Source organism: Veillonella parvula, from assembly GCF_945949885.1.
In the GTDB taxonomy this organism is placed as follows: domain Bacteria; phylum Bacillota; class Negativicutes; order Veillonellales; family Veillonellaceae; genus Veillonella; species Veillonella parvula_B.
In genome coordinates this window covers 25676-42552 of sequence record NZ_CAMFFZ010000004.1, presented here as the reverse complement: position 1 = coordinate 42552, position 16877 = coordinate 25676, and the positions used below count along the sequence as shown (strand labels likewise).

17 protein-coding genes are annotated in these 16877 nt (G+C 37.0%); all 17 read left to right on the top strand.

Annotated features, from left to right (window positions below; genetic code table 11):
* The 17 genes from Q7O55_RS02305 to sufB all read left to right on the top strand — a co-directional run bounded on the left by Q7O55_RS02305 (position 1) and on the right by sufB (position 16872).
* A complete protein-coding gene (locus Q7O55_RS02305; RefSeq protein ID WP_303927994.1) occupies positions 1–1578 on the top strand; it encodes an NAD(P)H-hydrate dehydratase in 1578 nt (525 codons plus the stop codon).
* Positions 1575–2519, top strand: coding sequence for a ComEC/Rec2 family competence protein (locus Q7O55_RS02300; RefSeq protein ID WP_303927992.1), 945 nt, complete (start codon positions 1575–1577; stop codon positions 2517–2519). Before Q7O55_RS02305 ends, Q7O55_RS02300 begins: the two co-directional genes overlap by 4 nt.
* A 244-nt stretch (positions 2520–2763) precedes the next feature.
* Positions 2764–3861: an N-acetylmuramoyl-L-alanine amidase gene (locus Q7O55_RS02295; RefSeq protein ID WP_303927991.1), complete on the top strand. Its 1098-nt coding sequence runs from the start codon at positions 2764–2766 to the stop codon at positions 3859–3861.
* A gap of 3 nt (positions 3862–3864) precedes the next feature.
* Positions 3865–4425: a GerMN domain-containing protein gene (locus Q7O55_RS02290; RefSeq protein ID WP_303927989.1), complete on the top strand. Its 561-nt coding sequence runs from the start codon at positions 3865–3867 to the stop codon at positions 4423–4425.
* 112 nt (positions 4426–4537) lie between these two features.
* Positions 4538–5518 (top strand): thiamine-phosphate kinase, encoded by a 981-nt coding sequence (gene thiL / locus Q7O55_RS02285; protein WP_303927988.1) that lies wholly within the window; start codon positions 4538–4540, stop codon positions 5516–5518.
* Positions 5508–6002 carry a tRNA (adenosine(37)-N6)-threonylcarbamoyltransferase complex ATPase subunit type 1 TsaE gene (tsaE, locus tag Q7O55_RS02280; RefSeq protein ID WP_303927987.1) on the top strand — a complete coding sequence of 165 codons (495 nt, stop codon included), beginning with the start codon at positions 5508–5510 and terminating at the stop codon, positions 6000–6002. Before thiL ends, tsaE begins: the two co-directional genes overlap by 11 nt.
* Positions 5986–6744, top strand: coding sequence for a tRNA (adenosine(37)-N6)-threonylcarbamoyltransferase complex dimerization subunit type 1 TsaB (gene tsaB, locus Q7O55_RS02275; RefSeq protein ID WP_303927985.1), 759 nt, complete (start codon positions 5986–5988; stop codon positions 6742–6744). The genes tsaE and tsaB overlap by 17 nt, the downstream gene beginning before the upstream one ends.
* Positions 6744–7193 carry a ribosomal protein S18-alanine N-acetyltransferase gene (gene rimI / locus Q7O55_RS02270; protein ID WP_303927984.1) on the top strand — a complete coding sequence of 150 codons (450 nt, stop codon included), beginning with the start codon at positions 6744–6746 and terminating at the stop codon, positions 7191–7193. The genes tsaB and rimI overlap by 1 nt, the downstream gene beginning before the upstream one ends.
* Positions 7190–8221, top strand: a complete 1032-nt coding sequence (gene tsaD / locus Q7O55_RS02265) for a tRNA (adenosine(37)-N6)-threonylcarbamoyltransferase complex transferase subunit TsaD (RefSeq protein WP_303927983.1) — start codon at positions 7190–7192, stop codon at positions 8219–8221. Before rimI ends, tsaD begins: the two co-directional genes overlap by 4 nt.
* 2 nt (positions 8222–8223) lie before the next feature.
* Positions 8224–9615, top strand: coding sequence for a sensor histidine kinase (locus Q7O55_RS02260; RefSeq protein WP_303927981.1), 1392 nt, complete (start codon positions 8224–8226; stop codon positions 9613–9615).
* On the top strand, positions 9616–10194 hold the full coding sequence (locus Q7O55_RS02255; protein ID WP_012864453.1) for an ANTAR domain-containing response regulator: 579 nt from the start codon (positions 9616–9618) through the stop codon (positions 10192–10194). It begins immediately after the preceding gene.
* A gap of 131 nt (positions 10195–10325) precedes the next feature.
* Positions 10326–10607, top strand: coding sequence for a co-chaperone GroES (gene groES, locus Q7O55_RS02250; RefSeq protein ID WP_004696047.1), 282 nt, complete (start codon positions 10326–10328; stop codon positions 10605–10607).
* Positions 10608–10719: 112 nt separating this feature from the next.
* Entirely contained in the window at positions 10720–12345 is a 1626-nt protein-coding gene (gene groL, locus Q7O55_RS02245; protein WP_303927978.1) for a chaperonin GroEL, read from the top strand.
* Positions 12346–12679: 334 nt separating this feature from the next.
* Positions 12680–13096 carry a DoxX family protein gene (locus Q7O55_RS02240; RefSeq protein WP_303927976.1) on the top strand — a complete coding sequence of 139 codons (417 nt, stop codon included), beginning with the start codon at positions 12680–12682 and terminating at the stop codon, positions 13094–13096.
* Between the two features lie 63 nt (positions 13097–13159).
* Entirely contained in the window at positions 13160–14416 is a 1257-nt protein-coding gene (locus tag Q7O55_RS02235) for a diaminopimelate decarboxylase (protein ID WP_303927974.1), read from the top strand.
* A 294-nt stretch (positions 14417–14710) separates the two neighbouring features.
* Positions 14711–15454 (top strand): Fe-S cluster assembly ATPase SufC, encoded by a 744-nt coding sequence (gene sufC / locus Q7O55_RS02230; protein ID WP_004696035.1) that lies wholly within the window; start codon positions 14711–14713, stop codon positions 15452–15454.
* 8 nt (positions 15455–15462) lie between these two features.
* Positions 15463–16872 (top strand): Fe-S cluster assembly protein SufB, encoded by a 1410-nt coding sequence (gene sufB, locus Q7O55_RS02225; RefSeq protein WP_004696034.1) that lies wholly within the window; start codon positions 15463–15465, stop codon positions 16870–16872.
* The last annotated feature ends 5 nt before the right edge of the window (positions 16873–16877 follow it).

Genomic DNA, 16877 nt, shown 5'->3' with positions numbered 1-16877 from the left:
ATGAATATTTTAACAACTGAAGATGCTCGATTTATAGATCAAGAGGTTCCTAAGCAATTAGGAGTTTCTTTAGAAATCCTCATGGAAAATGCTGGGCGTGGTATCGTAGATGCCTTAAGGGGAGAATACGATTTGTTTTCCCTGAATAATGGTCGTTCCATAAATAGTTTTGTTTTATTCATATGTGGTACGGGTAATAATGGGGCAGATGGCCTTGTAGCGGCTCGTCATTTGATGGAGCAAGGTGTATTAGTACAAATTGTACTAGTAGGAGATACAAACAAGTGTAGTGATCTTTTTGCAGTGCAACTAGAGCGCTGTGAAGCTATGGGTTGTATCATCAATATGTATGATGAATTCAATGATTGGTCCAATGTAGCTATCGCTGTGGAAGGTATCCTGGGAACAGGTTTAACTGGAAGATTAAGAGACTTGACCATCGATATATTGCATGATATTGATACTATGCGTAGTCAGTATAATTTTGATTTGTGGGCTATTGATGTACCTGCGGGTTTGGATGCTACTACTGGTCAAGTAGCGGAAGGCACACTGACCTATGATTATACTGTTACTTTTGGGGCAATCAAACAAGGTTTGTTATTATATCCAGGAAAGGTTATAGGAGGAACCTCAGTGGTTGCTCCATTGGGTGCTCCTTGGCAGCAGGTACTGGGTGAACGTGTTAGAACAATAACCATTGATTTTGATTTAGCCGAAAAAATTATCAACTATCGTACCCCAATGGCGCATAAAGGCGTTAATGGAAATACTTTAATTATTGGTGGTTCAAATGATATGATAGGAGCCCCTATTTTGTCTGCTGAAGCGGCAGTTCATAGTGGTGCTGGTAAGGTAACATTAGCTGTGCCCCAAATGATTAAGCAGGTTGTACAAAGCCGTGTCATACCTGAGGTGATGGTTACTTCTACAGAGGATAATAAAGAACTTTTTGATTGTCGCCAAGTTGTTGCTATGGGACCCGGGTTAGGTCGTACCCTTGAAAATTGTGATTTAGTAGATCATATTTTAGATGCTTACGAAGGAGCATTAGTACTAGATGCTGATGCTTTGTATGCATTGGGACATGTTGGTTGTATTGATAAAGATATTTTGCGAGATGGTGATATTGAGTCTGCATATGCAGTAGAAAGAGAACTTCCATATTGTGTCATGACACCTCATTTAGGTGAATTTAGTAGACTTATTGATTTACCTATTAAATGGATTGAGCGTCATTACATCACATTGGCTAGAGAATTTGCTAAGGCTCATCAAGTTGTTCTCGTACTAAAAGGGATTCCTTCAATTGTGGCATTATCTGATGGAACAGTGTATGTAAATACTATCGGTAATGCGGGCATGGGGACTGGCGGTATGGGAGATGTGCTGACCGGTGTAATTGCTGGTTTTATAAGTCAGGGTTATTCACTACAAGATAGTGCTGTTCTAGGTGTATATGTACATAGTCGTAGTGCAGATATTCTGAATGAAACAAAGAGTTGGGGTTATACTCCGAGTGATGTCAGTGCTTCTTTAGGCTGTGTTATTAGTGAATTATTGGGAGATTATAAATGACAAATATAATACAACGCTTTATAGCTTTCTTGCTAGTATTATGTATTCCTATCTTCGCCATTGCAGGATGCACAAATAATGATGTAGCAAACGCAGCAAATCAAGTAACTACTAATGCTAATGGGGCTTACTCTATCGATACTAAAACGACTGTCCCTGAAGGTAAGCTAGATGTATATATGCTAGATATTGGTCAGGGGGATGCTATATTACTTAAGGTAGGCGACGAGTATAGCATGATCGATACTGGTGACATAGAACATCGTGAAAATATTGTAGCTCAACTTAAAACTATGGGTGTAACAAAGTTAAAAAATATTATTATCACGCATCCTCATGCTGATCATATGGGTGGTTTTTATGCTATTGCAAAGGCTATGCCTATTGAACATGTATATGATGATGGTATTGCTGTTGATAATAATATGTACAAAACCTATGAAAAATGGATTGAGAAAAATAAAATTCAACGAACTACTTTGAGAAGTGGAGATGTAGTTGATTTTGGACGTGGTGCTGTCTTTGTAGTATATGCTCCTTGGGTTGAACCTTTGACTGATAAAAAAGGAGAGACAGATCTTAATAATAATTCTATTGTAGGTAAATTAATCTTCGGTAAATTTTCTATGCTCTTTACGGGTGATGCTGAATTACAAGAAGAGAAAAAACTTATAAAAGAGCAGAATTCTAGATTGTTTTCTCGTATTCTTAAGGTAGGTCATCACGGTTCTCGTACAAGTAGCTCTGAAGATTTTTTGAAATCTATTAAGCCTGAAAGTGCATTAATTTCAAATGGCATGTATAATAAGTATGGTCATCCTCACGATGTGACATTACGTCGTTTACAGGAAAATAATATTGCTATTTACCGTACAGATACGATGGGGCGTATTCATATTAGTACGGATGGGAATGAATGGCAAATTACAACTGAACGTTAGTTTTGATTACTTATACAAAAAATAATTTTATGAAACTGTTTTTTGTGTATTCTGAATAAGGTCTTTATATAGTAATATGTGTAATCGGCATACTAATCTTCATGTTTGTATGAAATAATCTATTTATAATCTAACATTAGTTTATGGATAGATTGGAACGATGAGATTTTGATAGATAAAAATATCATCGACTCATCTCTATGGTTTGGACACTATGTATGTCAGTTAGATTGGAGTGAATGTATTGCGTAAACTATTTTTTATGTGCCTTGCAGTCTTGATGGCGATACCTTTATTATTGACGCAAGCAAAGGCAGCTAATTTAGAAGATGCTCGATGGGTGACTAGAACAGATGCACCTGTACCGTATGTTCGTATTGTTATGGACTTATCGGCACCTATAAAGGCGTCTGCATCAATTAGCAAAGATGGGAAAACTACGACTGTTACTTTAAAAAATACAAAGCTAAAGACGGCTAAAGAGAACATTTCTATGGACTCGGCTATTGCTAGCTCTGCTAAACTTTCACAAGATGGCAGAGATGTTAAAGTAACAATCAAGACACCTTCATCTATTGATACTAGTGATGTAAAGGTTTTTTCCTTGAAAAAAGATACGGTTAATAAGAAACCGTATCGTATCGTTGTTGATGTTCAGAAAAAAGGTGTTGCAGCTAAGCCTGCTTACTATGGTAAAAAGCCATCTCAATCTGCGCATCCAGCAAAAAATGTACCTACAGGATCTGGTAAATACTCTACTAGTGGCGGTTTATCTGGTAAAACAATTACTATTGACCCAGGACATGGTGGTAGTGATTCTGGTGCTATTGGACCTCACGGTGTACAAGAGAAAAACATTACACTACCGATTTCTATGTATTTGAAAAAATCTTTAGAAAATCGTGGTGCTAAAGTGCTTATGACTCGTACTACTGATGTAGACGTATATGGCCCTAATGCAAGTGGTGTTGATGAATTGGGGGCTCGTGTTAACGTGGCTAACCGTAGCAATTCTGATGCGCTTGTAAGCGTTCATATCAACGCATTTAATAATCCTAGCGTTGGTGGTATTGCAACATATTACTATAGCAAAACCGGTAACGATGCTCGATTAGCACAAAAGGTACAATCTCAAATTGCTAACACACCTGGTTTCAATGGTGATCGTGGCATTCAAGAAGGTAACTTATACGTGTTGAGACATTCTAATATGCCTGCAATTCTTGTAGAGCTTGGTTTTATTTCTAACCCTAATGAGGAACGTGTGCTACAATCTCCTCAAACTCAAGAAGACTTTGCTAACCGCATTGCAAATGGTATTGCTAATTACTTTGGAGGTTAATCGATGAAATTACGTAAACAAGTTCTATCGATTCTCTGTGTAGGTATGCTGGCATTGGTAGTGGGTTGTACACATGAACAAGCTCCTACAACAGGTAAAAGTGAATCTACGCAAGAGACGAAAGTCAATAAGGATGCAGAAACAAGTAAAGTATCTCAAGAAAAGGTTAAGATGGCCTTCTTTGTTCCTACAGAGGATGGTTCTGGGGTAAAACAAACTACCGTTGAGATAGAGGCGAATAAAGTTACGCCTAAAGCAGCTCTTTTAGCGATGTTAAATGCCGATAGAGCACAAAAATATCCAGTGTTCTCTAAGGATATTGAAATTACATCTGTTACTGTAAAAGATGGCATTGCTTCTGTTGAAGTAGATGATGCATTCATAAAGGGTAATGGAGGAGATTTAACTGTTAAGTTACAAATGGCTGCCATTGTAAATACATTGACATCCTTTGATAATATTAATGGTGTTCTATTCGTCAATAATGGTAAAAAGGTTCCAACTGTAGGCTCCTTTGATACTAAAGAGCCTGTTAAGAGAATGACGAATCTAATTAAAAAATAATTCCTTTAGGAACATTTATAGCAGATAGTTGATATATCAACTATCTGCTATTTTTGTTGTCTTTTATATATGTTACAATACAATAAGTAATAATAGGAAACTAGGTGATCAGATGCAATTAAAAGATGTTGGGGAATTTAATTTCATTCGTCAAATTCAAAATAACACGATTTACAACCCTAATACCGTAGTGTACGGTATTGGTGATGATTGCGCTATTTATAAAACTGAACAAAATACAGAGCAATTGATAAGCACTGACACAATGGTAGAAGGTATTCATTTTAGCTTTCACTATATGACGCCCTATGATGTAGGGTATCGTCTTATGACGGCTAATTTGAGTGATGTTGCGGCTATGGGTGGCATTCCTAGACAAATTGTATTATCTCTTGCTGTATCAGACCATATTGATACAGCAATTCTTGATGAAATTTATAGGGGAATTAAAGATCAATGTATGCGGTATCAACTCAATATATTGGGTGGAGATACGGTACGTACGGAAGGCCCCATGGTTTGGACCGTAACAATTATCGGAGAGATTCCTAAAGGTACTGCGGTTATGCGAAGTGGTGCGAAAGTAGGAGACGTTGTTGGTCTTACAAACTATGTAGGCTATGCAGCTACAGGTTTAGGTGCGTTATCATATAATTTAGTAGGCTATGATATGACCAAAGTGGGGCATCAACGTCCTGAACCACAGATTGAATTGGGGCAAAAATTGCGACTGCTTGGTATCCATAGTATGAATGACATTAGCGATGGACTAGGTAGTGAATTGAATGAAATTGCTGCAGCTAGTAATGTATCCATTGTAATCGAAGAACAAGCAATTCCTCTACATGAGGAGACTTACGCATTAGCTAAGCATTTACAAACTAATCCAGTAGATTATGCTTTATATGGTGGTGAAGACTTTCAGTTAGTCTTTACAGCACCAAAATCATTATTTTCGGAATTAGAAAAGTTAGCAGGCATTACTTTGATTGGAGAAGTTTTATCTGGCCCTCCTCGGGTTCAAATGGTAACATCCGATAAAACGATTAAGGTCATAGAAGCGAAAGGATATAATCATTTTCATGAAGGATAAGGTTCAGGTCCAATTAGAGACTCATACAGTAAAAGATACACAACAATTTGGCCAACTATTAGGCGAATGGGTTAAACATAATGGGGATTCTCTTTGTATAGCCTTAATTGGTGACTTGGGGACAGGGAAAACACATTTGTCGCAAGGTATTGCAAAGGGCTTTGGAGTTACTGAAGAAATTACAAGTCCCACCTTTGCTATCATGAATACCTATGATGTGAATAGAACTCATTTATATCATTTTGACGTATATCGCTTGGAAGATGTTAGTGAACTGGAAAATATTGGCTTCTATGAATATACAGAAGAATGCGTATCCATTGTAGAATGGGCCGATAAATTTCCTCATGAATTGCCTGATGAAACGCTATGGATTTATTTAACGCGCATTGACGATACAAGCCGCTCCATTACATTAGCTAGTGATTACCTTACAGCGGATGATTTAGTAGAAATAGGAGGCCCATATGTGGTTAGGAATTGAGACGAGCTCACTCGTGTCGAGTGTGGCTTTAATGGATGAAAGTTGCCTAATTGGGGAATTGACCATTCAAGCTGGATTAACTCATTCTGAGCAGTTGGTACCTCATATTGATATGCTTTTACGAGCCTCTCAAGTTGAAAAAAGTGAATTAAAAGGTATTATGGTCAGTATTGGGCCTGGTTCTTTTACGGGTTTACGGATCGGTATGGGGACAGCTAAAGCTATGGCTTATGCCTTACAAATTCCTTTATATGGCGTAATGACCATGGACAGTTTAGCTCGTAATGTAGCTTATACGGACCGCACGATTTGTACTGTTATCGATGCTCAGAAAAAACATGTCTATGCAGGTATCTACAAATATGATGGTAATGAATTAGTTTGCAAAGAGGAACCTTTTGTCATTGCTGCTAGTGATTTATTAGATCGACTTCGAGCATCTGAAGAACATGTAGTATTCCTTGGGGATGGCGTTAAGCGAATAGAAAAGCTACTAGATGAAAGTGATACAAATTTAACGATTTTAGATATATCGAAACGTATTCCAAAAGCTAGTTCTCTATTACTGGCTGGCCGTAGATTGGTAGTCTCTGAGGAGAGTTCTGACCCTATGGATATGGTTCCTTATTATATTCGTCGCTCAGAAGCAGAAGTGTTATGGGAAGAACGCCATAAAAATAATCCTGAAATGTTGAATCAAAATCCTACAGTTATAGTTACTGAGGCAGCAGGAGTCGAATAATGGAGATTCGTTTGGCTACAATAGATGATGCTCAAGCTATCTATGCTATTGAACAACAGTCTTTTTCTGTTCCTTGGAGTTTAGAATCTGTTCTAGTTGAGTTAGAAGGGGTATCAAATAAATTATATATGGTAATTTGTGAGGGGAACCAAATTGTTGGATACGCAGGTGTTTGGCTCGTATACGATGAAGGTCAAATTACGAATATCGCCATTATTCCTTCCGCACGAGGTAAGGGATACGGATCAAAACTTACAAAACAATTAATAGATGAATGTCTTATGAGAGGTATGAAAGAAATTTTCTTAGAGGTGCGCATATCTAATCTTGCAGCATTGGCTATGTATAGAAATTTAGGATTTTCTGTAAAAGGAATTCGTAAAGATTATTATTCAGAGCCTACGGAAGATGCTTATATTATGTCTCTCGTTTCAGAGGAAATAGAATGAGTATATACACATTAGCCTTGGAAAGTAGCTGTGACGAAACCTCTGCTTCTGTCCTTAAGGACGGGCGCACTGTTTTGTCTAATGTTATTTCAAGCCAAGTGCCAATACATAGAAAATTTGGTGGCGTTGTACCTGAAATTGCATCACGTCATCATATAGAACAAGTGATACCCGTAATAGACCAAGCATTACGTGATGCAAATGTGACTTTACAAGATATCGATCATATTGGTGTTACGTATGGTCCCGGTCTTGTAGGGGCCTTATTAGTTGGTGTAGCTGCTGCAAAAGGGTTATCCTTTGCTACCGGGATACCCTTGGTGCCAGTGCACCATATGGAAGGTCATATTTTTGCAAACTTTTTAGCTAATCCAGAACTGGAGCCTCCATTTTTAAGTCTCGTTGTCTCTGGTGGTCATACCATGTTAGTACATGTAAAAGGATATGAAGAATTTAATATTCTTGGTCAAACACGAGACGATGCGGCAGGGGAAGCCTTTGATAAGATTGCACGGGTTATGGGATTCCCTTATCCAGGTGGACCTCATATCGATGCTCTTGCTGCAGAAGGAAATCCAGAGGCTATTGAGTTTCCAAAAGCGTTAAGTGAACTTGGTAATTTTGAATTTAGTTTTAGTGGCTTGAAATCTGCTGTTTTGAACTATTTAAATAGCAAGCAACAAAAGAATGAGCCTATCAATCAAGCTGATGTGGCCGCATCGTTTCAAAAGGCTATTGTTGATGTGTTGGTAGAAAAGACGAAAGATGCAGCACATACATTAGGTGAAAGTCGTATTACTATTGCTGGTGGTGTATCAGCCAATAAAGGATTACAAAAGGCTTTAGAAGCTATGTGTGTAGAAGAAGGTTTTACTTATTACAAACCACATAAAATATTGTCTACTGACAATGCGGCCATGATTGGATGTCGAGCTTATTATATGGCGCAGGCCGGAAAATTTGGCGATTTAACATTGAATGCAAAGCCCAGTGTTGACATTGGATACGTATCTTGGAAAGAGGATTAATCGTGGATATTGGTCAAGATATTTTAAATAGGACACCATTAGGACCATTACAAACCTCATTACTTGAGCATATTAGTAAACTCATATCCTTTGGCGAGTCTTTAACCCGTCAAAGGATACAGATTTTTACGCCCCGACTAGAGATAGAGCAAAGAGAGCGAACACAACAATGTGCAGATATGCTATGTATAGAACGCAGTGATCATGGGATTATTACACGTCAATTAAAAGGCAGTCATACGTGGCATGCTATGATGAAAGATGGCCAACCACTTATCGGGTTAGATGATAAGCAACGTCAACATATCTTTCCTATTGTGGACAATGGAGGTCGTATTATTGGGGGCATATCTTTTACAGTGTCTCCGTCTATTAAGGTAGAACAATACGAGCAAGAATACGTTCTGTCTGATACGATGCAACGTCTTATGCTGACAGCTACTGATGAACAAATATTGTCTTACGAACCAATGTCATATTTTGATGGTTTAATTATTTTTGACGACACTTATAAAATACTGTACGCTAACGATGCAGCTATGAAGTTAGTAGATGTATTAGGTTTTGATCGTCGCTTGGTAGGTTCATCAATTTTTAGCAGTACCTTAAAGATGTCCGCTATACAGCAGGTATTATCAGATAGAAATATACTTACCAATGAAGAAATCTATCAAGATATGGTAATTCGTCAGCATATGATTCCTATTGCTATGGGGCGCAATGAAACGAGGTGCTTTTTAGTTCTTCATGATTGTACTCGTGAAAGCAAACAGCAACAAGAATTATTAGTTAAAAATTCCATTATCAAAGAGGTTCATCACCGTGTAAAAAATAACTTACAAACAGTAGCAGGTTTATTGCGCATGGAGGCGAGACGCTCTAGCTTGCCAGAGGTAAAACAAGCACTCCAAGAGGGAATTAATCGCATCGAGAGCATGGCTCTAGTTCATGATATAGTATCTCATTACGATGAGGATTATATCGGTATACGATCGATTTACGATGAATTATGTCGATTGTTGCGTATGAGTATGGTGCGACAAGACCAAGAGGTTACTTTTACTTACAGTGGCGAAGACATATTAATCTCCTCTCATATGGCAAGTTATGTATCTCTTATTATTAATGAGTTGATTACGAATAGCTTAGAACATGGGGTAGACGGGGATCGTGGAAATGTTCACCTAGCAGTTACTGATGCAGGTAATACAATTAAGCTGGATTTTACAGATAACGGAAAAGGCTTGCCTAGTGATTTCTCTGTTTCGTCTAATAAAAGGTTAGGTCTAACTATTATTAATAATTTAGTTACTCATGAATTAAAAGGAAGTTTATCTATAGAAAATACTGGAACAGGTGTATTGGTGACGATATATATGAAAAAGGAGGCATAAATGCGCGTTTTAATCGTGGATGATGAATCTCTAATACGTATGGATTTACGAGATATTATTGAGTCTTGTGGTCATGAAGTCGTTGCAGAAGGTACAAATGGTGTTGAAGCTTTAGAACTTTGTAAAAAACATAAGCCAGATATTATATTGATGGATGTTAAAATGCCAGAATTAGATGGTATTGAGGCGGCACGTCAAATTGGCTTTCACCATGAAGCACCTGTAGTATTATTAACAAGTTATAGCCAGCAAGATTTAATCGATAAGGCTCGAGATTCTGGTGTATATGGCTATTTAATTAAACCAGTACGGGAGGAACAGTTAGTTCCTTCCTTAGAGATGGCTTTAGGTCGCTATAAAAGTGATGCTCAGTTGCGCGAAAAGATGGCTGAGCTAGAACAGTCATTAGAAGATCGTAAAATCATTCAAAAGGGAACTGGTATATTAATGGAACTATATTCTATATCTGAAGCGGAAGCGTATAATCGCATTCGCACCTTAAGTATGAATAAACAAATATCTATTATAGAAACATGTAATCTCATTATTAAACAGTCTAATAAGTCAAATAATATCTAAAAAGTCAAAAAATCAAAATTAGTACTTGCAATTATTTTAACTTCGGTTATAATAATACTTGTAATTAGCACTCAATGAGCTAGAGTGCTAATAAATTATGGAGATTAATTAGTAAAAAGGAGTGACGTTATATGTTAAAACCATTAGCTGACCGCGTTCTTATCCGTCTAGAAGCAAAAGAAGAAAAAACTAAAAGTGGTATCTTCCTTCCTGATACAGCAAAAGAAAAACCTCAAGAAGGTGTAGTTGTAGCTGTAGGTGCTGGTAAAGTATATGACAATGGTCAACGTGTAGCTCCAGAAGTTAAAGTTGGCGACACTGTTATGTTCGCAAAATATGCTGGTAGCGAATTAGAAATTGATGGTGCTACTCATTTGATTATTAGCGAACGCGATATTTTAGCAGTATTATAATCGCTAATTTATAGTCTACATGACTATAAAAACTGATGATACATTCTATATTGCCTAAGGGTATATATATTTCGTTACATTGGATAGTGTTACTATTTAGGAGGTAATACATATGGCAAAAGAAATCTTGTTTAATGAAGAAGCTCGTCGCGCTTTAGGTCGTGGCGTCGATCAATTAGCAAATGCTGTAAAAGTTACATTAGGTCCAAAAGGTCGTAATGTTGTGTTGGATAAAAAATTCGGTTCCCCAACAATTACAAATGATGGTGTAACTATTGCTCGCGATATCGAACTTCCAGATCCATTTGAAAACATGGGTGCTCAGTTGGTAAAAGAAGTTGCTACTAAAACTAATGATGTAGCAGGTGATGGTACTACTACTGCCACAGTATTGGCACAAGCTATGATTCAAGAAGGTATGCGCAATGTAGCAGCTGGTGCTAACCCAATGATTTTGAAAAAAGGTATTGAAACAGCAGTAAAAACTTTAGTTGAAGAAATCAAAAAACGCTCTATTAAAGTTTCTGGTAAAGCTGAAATTGCTCAAGTTGCAAGTGTATCCGCTGCTGACGAAGAAATCGGTGGTTTGATTGCTGAAGCTATGGAAAAGGTTGGTAATGACGGTGTTATTACTGTTGAAGAATCCAAAGGTTTGCAAACTGCATTAAATGTAGTAGAAGGTATGCAATTTGATCGTGGTTACATTTCCCCTTACATGGTAACTGACCCTGATCGTATGGAAGCTGTTATGGATAACCCATATATCTTGATTACTGATCGTAAAATCAGTGCTATCGCAGATATGTTGCCAACACTTGAAAAAGTAGTAAAAGTAGGCAAAGAACTTCTTATTATCGCTGAAGATGTAGAAGGGGAAGCGTTGGCTACATTAGTAGTAAACCGTTTGCGTGGTACATTCAAAGCTGTAGCTGTTAAAGCTCCTGGCTTTGGTGATCGTCGTAAAGCTATGCTTGAAGATATCGCTATCTTAACAGGCGGTACTGTTATTACTGAAGATATGGGCCGTAAGCTTGATTCTGTAGAACTTGAAGATCTTGGTACAGCTCGTCAAGTTCGCATCACTAAAGATGAAACTACAATCATTGATGGCGCAGGTGATAAAGATGTAATTGCTAAACGCATTAACCAAATCCGTGCACAAGTTGAAGAAACATCTTCTGATTTCGACCGTGAAAAATTACAAGAACGTCTAGCTAAATTGTCCGGTGGTGTTGCAGTTATCGAAGTAGGTGCTGCTACAGAAGTTGAAATGAAAGATAAGAAACTTCGCATTGAAGACGCATTGAACGCAACCCGTGCAGCTGTCGAAGAAGGTATCGTAGCTGGTGGTGGTACTACATTCATCGATATCATCCCTGCATTGAATACATTGAAAGCTACTGGTGATGTTCAAACTGGTATTAACCTTGTAAAACGTGCTGTAGAAGAACCACTTCGTCAAATCGCATACAACGCTGGTCTTGAAGGTTCTGTAGTAGTAGAAAAAGTTAAAAATACTGAATCTGGCGTGGGCTTCAATGCCTTGACTGAAGAATACATCGATATGGTTAAAGCTGGTATTGTTGATCCTGCGAAAGTTACTCGTTCTGCTCTTCAAAATGCCGCATCTATCGCATCTCTTGTATTAACTACTGAAACAATCGTAGCTGATAAGGTAGATGAAAATGCAACAGTTCCTGCAATGCCTCCAATGGGTGGCATGGGCGGTATGATGTAATCAACTGCTTAGAATTAAATATATAAGCAATATAATAATCCTAATGAATTGTGAATTACATTTTTTCATATTCATTAGGATTATTTTTTACTAATTTATTAATTTGTTGTAATGTTTTAATATTTTAAATAAGATATTATTATACTCAAGCTGATCAGATTTAAAGTGACCAAATTAGGTTGATTACATCGATAAAATTGATTTTGTATACAATGTATGATATAATTCTATAGAATTTAATAGTGAGTCTTATTGACATAGTTATTCTCTAATAGTATAATTAATGTATCGAATTTATTCGATTTAATATATTTGAATTGAAAGAAGGATTACTATGTTGAACTTTATTTTTAAAAGTAAACCTAATTATGTAAATTTTGGCTTATTAATTTATCGCCTTGCATTGGGCATTTCCATGTTTTATCATGGTTATTTAAAATGGCTTAGCGGAGCTGAAGGACTCTACAAAGTAGGAACTATGTTGGCACCTTTAGGTCTATCCGGTGGTTATGAGATGCTGGGCACTATGGCAGCACTTGCAGAAATGATTGGTGGTATTCTCATTGCAGTAGGATTATTTACACGTATTGGTGCTATTCTAGTTGTAGGTACTTTAGCAACTGCGACTATTGTGAGTTTGAATGGTAGTTTCTTTAGCTGGGATTATCCATCTCAATTGGGCTTTGGTGCACTTATGCTATTCTTTGCTGGTGCTGGTCGCTTTAGTTTAGATAAAGCTTTATTTAAATAATTAGGAAATTAGGATAAAAGACTCATCGGCTGATGAGTCTTTTATTTATGTAGAAAGGTTATCATGAACAAGAAAACAGTTCCATTCACTTTAGAACAATTAGAAAATATTATTGCTCAGTATCCAACTCCATTCCATATTTATGATGAAGAAGGAATTATTGAGAATATGAAATCTTTCATCAATGCATTTTCTTGGAATAAGGGATTCAAGCAATATTTTGCAGTTAAAGCAACTCCAAATCCTTATATCATGCGTTTATTACAAAAACTGGGGGTTGGTGCAGACTGTTCTTCCTTAGCAGAACTCATTTTATGTGAAAAGGTGGGGATTACGGGCCATGATATTATGTTCACATCTAATGATACACCATATGTGGAGTATAAAAAAGCACTTGAAATGGGTGCAATCATCAATCTTGATGATATTACACATATCGACTATTTAGAGAATAATCACGGTTCTTTACCAGATACATTTTGCGTGCGTTATAATCCGGGTTCTTTAAAAGAAGGGGGGAATACAATTATTGGCCTTCCTGAAGAAGCTAAATATGGTATGACCCGCAAACAAATATTTGAAGCGTACAAACAATTACAAGCTAAAGGTGTAAAACACTTTGGTATTCATACAATGGTTGTTTCTAACGAACTTGATATTGATGGTTTAGTTGGTACAGCAGAGCTTTGCTTCAATCTTGCTGTAGATATTAAAAAAGAACTTGGTATAACTGTTGAATTTATTGATTTAGGTGGAGGTGTAGGTGTAGCTTATAAACCAGAACAAACACCAGTAGACTTCCGCGCATTAAGCAAGGGTGTAGAAGAAGCGTATAATCGGATTTTAGTAGCTAATGGATTTATTGATGTAGCATTGGCTTATGAATGTGGGCGTATGGTAACAGGTCCATTTGGTTACCTTGTTTCTACTGCTATTCATAAAAAAGATATTTATCGTCATTACATCGGTTTAGATGCTTGTATGGCAAACCTTATGCGTCCGGCATTGTATGGCTCTTACCATCATATTACTGTAATGGGTAAAGAAAATGCTCCCAAGGATCATGTATATGATGTAACAGGCTCCTTATGTGAAAATAATGATAAATTTGCTATTCAACGAGAGCTACCAAAAATTGATATTGGAGATCGTGTCATTATTCACGATGCTGGTGCACATGGACATTCTATGGGTTTCAATTATAATGGTAAATTACGTTCTGCAGAGTTATTATTACATAAAGATGGCTCTGTTACACAAATTCGTCGTGCTGAAACATATGATGATTTATTCGGAACTCTTGATTTTTCAAACCTATAATTTAATATTGAGAATCGAATAGGATGAGAATTAATATTAATAAAAACCTATCAATATATGTAATACTTGATATTCTTTTAATTCCTGTATATTTTAGTAGGAATATCTTGCTATCATTTAGATAAGAATGTATAATGAGTGTAGATTGTTATGCACATACTTGCTAAGTTGGCGAGAATTACGGCGGTATTCACGTTAGTGCGTACCGCCTTTTTATATGTGTCAGTATATACGTTTTATATATAACGAGTGTATGTTTCTTACGGTTACATACAAATAAAAGGAGTGAACATTTTGGCTGAATTACTTCAGATAAAAGATTTAAAGGTATCTGTTGAAGAGAAACAAATCTTGAAAGGCATTGATCTAACAATTAATAAAGGTGAAATTCACGTTGTAATGGGGACAAATGGTGCTGGTAAATCTACACTTGCTAATGCAATCATGGGTAACTCTACATATACAGTAGATAGTGGTTCTATTATTTTTGATGGTAAGGATATTACGGAAGATGCAGTAAACGATCGTGCAAAAGCGGGTATTTTTATGTCCTTCCAAAATCCAATTTCTATTCCTGGTATTACTGTAGAAAATTTCATTCGTACAGCTAAATCCACAATTACTGGTGAAAATGTACGTGCATTATCTTTCAAAAAAGAATTGAAAGAAAAAATGGATGAATTGTCCTTTGATTTATCCTATGCGCAACGTTATGTAAACGAAGGTTTCTCTGGTGGTGAACGCAAGAAGAATGAAATTCTTCAAATGTCCATTTTGAATCCTAAATTAGCTATTCTTGATGAAACTGATTCTGGCCTTGACGTAGATGCGGTTCGTATCGTATCTGAAGGGGTACAACGTTTCCATAACGAAGAAAATGCTGTATTGATCATTACTCATCATAACCAAATCTTGCAAAAATTAAAACCAGACTATGTTCATGTGTTGATTAATGGCAAGATTGTTAAAACTGGTGATGCTTCTCTTGTACGTGAAATCGAAGAAAAAGGTTACGACGCATACAAAGCATTAGCATAGGAGGCATAATGGAAGAAAGAAAGAAAACCCAAGTCGCGGATATGGACCGTGGCGTTTATGATATAAAGAATGAATTTGAATATTCTTATATCTCTGACGCCGGTTTAACAGAAGATATTATCCGCGAAATTTGGTCTAATAAAAATGAACCAGAATGGATGCTCGATTTCCGTTTAAAATCTTTGGAAATCTATAATCGTATGGGCATTCCAAATTGGATTCCTGATATCTCGGGCTTGGATATGGCAAATATTCATACGTATGTTAAGCCTAAAGTAGATATGAAAGAAAACTGGGATGAAGTTCCAGAAGAAATTAAAAGTACTTTTGACCGCTTAGGTATTCCAGAAGCGGAAAAAACATCTCTAGCTGGTGTTGGTGCTCAATATGATTCTGAGGTTGTTTACCACAGTATTCAAGAAGATCTTGTTAAGCAAGGTGTTATCTATACTGATATCGAAACAGCATTACATGAGCATGAAGAAATCGTAAAAAAATACTGGATGACATTAATTCCGCCTACAGACCATAAATGGGCTGCCCTTCATGGTGCCGTTTGGTCTGGTGGTTCCTTCGTATACGTTCCTGCAGGTGTGCAAGTAGAGATTCCATTGCAATCTTACTTCCGTTTGAATGCACCAGGTGCTGGTCAGTTTGAACATACGATGATTATCGTAGAAGAAGGGGCTAAATTGCACTTTATCGAAGGTTGTTCTGCTCCTAAGTATGATGTGTCTAACCTTCATGCGGGGGCTGTTGAACTGTTCGTTAAAGATAATGCTACATTGCGTTATTCTACAATTGAAAATTGGTCTAAAAATATGTACAACCTTAACACAAAACGTTGTGTAGTGGGTAAAAATGGCACAATTGAATGGGTATCTGGTTCCTTTGGTTCCAAAGTTTCTTGTTTGTATCCAATGAGTATTCTCAATGGTGAAGGTGCACATGCTGAATTTACAGGTGTAACATTCGCTGGTGAGGGACAATTCCTCGATACAGGTTGTAAAGTGGTACATAATGCACCATATACAACAAGTAATGTAAACTCTAAATCTATTTCTAAATCCGGTGGCGCTGCAATTTATCGTGGCCTTTTGAAGATTGGCCCTAAAGCTGAACATTCCAAAGCAACCGTTTCTTGTGAATCCTTGATGCTTGATGCTGAGTCTCAATCTGATACAATCCCGGCTATTATCGTAGAAAATGATAATGTGGATTTAGGTCATGAAGCTAAAATCGGTCGTATTTCTGACGAGGCAATTTTCTATCTCATGACTCGTGGTATCAGCGAAGAAGAAGCTCGTGCGATGCTCGTTCGTGGCTTCGTAGAGCCAATATCTAAAGAATTGCCACTTGAATATGCAGTAGAAATGAATAATCTAATCAATCTTGAATTAGAAGGTTCTATCGGTTAAGGAGG

Excerpts from the sequence above, each read along its gene's own strand:
- Q7O55_RS02305 (WP_303927994.1), top strand. The coding sequence starts at position 1 with ATGAATATTTTAACAACTGAAGATGCTCGATTTATAGATCAAGAGGTT.
- Q7O55_RS02300 (WP_303927992.1), top strand. The coding sequence starts at position 1,575 with ATGACAAATATAATACAACGCTTTATAGCTTTCTTGCTAGTATTATGT.
- Q7O55_RS02290 (WP_303927989.1), top strand. The coding sequence starts at position 3,865 with ATGAAATTACGTAAACAAGTTCTATCGATTCTCTGTGTAGGTATGCTG.
- thiL (WP_303927988.1), top strand. The coding sequence starts at position 4,538 with ATGCAATTAAAAGATGTTGGGGAATTTAATTTCATTCGTCAAATTCAA.
- tsaE (WP_303927987.1), top strand. The coding sequence starts at position 5,508 with ATGAAGGATAAGGTTCAGGTCCAATTAGAGACTCATACAGTAAAAGAT.
- tsaB (WP_303927985.1), top strand. The coding sequence starts at position 5,986 with ATGTGGTTAGGAATTGAGACGAGCTCACTCGTGTCGAGTGTGGCTTTA.
- rimI (WP_303927984.1), top strand. The coding sequence starts at position 6,744 with ATGGAGATTCGTTTGGCTACAATAGATGATGCTCAAGCTATCTATGCT.
- tsaD (WP_303927983.1), top strand. The coding sequence starts at position 7,190 with ATGAGTATATACACATTAGCCTTGGAAAGTAGCTGTGACGAAACCTCT.
- Q7O55_RS02255 (WP_012864453.1), top strand. The coding sequence starts at position 9,616 with ATGCGCGTTTTAATCGTGGATGATGAATCTCTAATACGTATGGATTTA.
- groES (WP_004696047.1), top strand. The coding sequence starts at position 10,326 with ATGTTAAAACCATTAGCTGACCGCGTTCTTATCCGTCTAGAAGCAAAA.
- groL (WP_303927978.1), top strand. The coding sequence starts at position 10,720 with ATGGCAAAAGAAATCTTGTTTAATGAAGAAGCTCGTCGCGCTTTAGGT.
- Q7O55_RS02240 (WP_303927976.1), top strand. The coding sequence starts at position 12,680 with ATGTTGAACTTTATTTTTAAAAGTAAACCTAATTATGTAAATTTTGGC.
- Q7O55_RS02235 (WP_303927974.1), top strand. The coding sequence starts at position 13,160 with ATGAACAAGAAAACAGTTCCATTCACTTTAGAACAATTAGAAAATATT.
- sufB (WP_004696034.1), top strand. The coding sequence starts at position 15,463 with ATGGAAGAAAGAAAGAAAACCCAAGTCGCGGATATGGACCGTGGCGTT.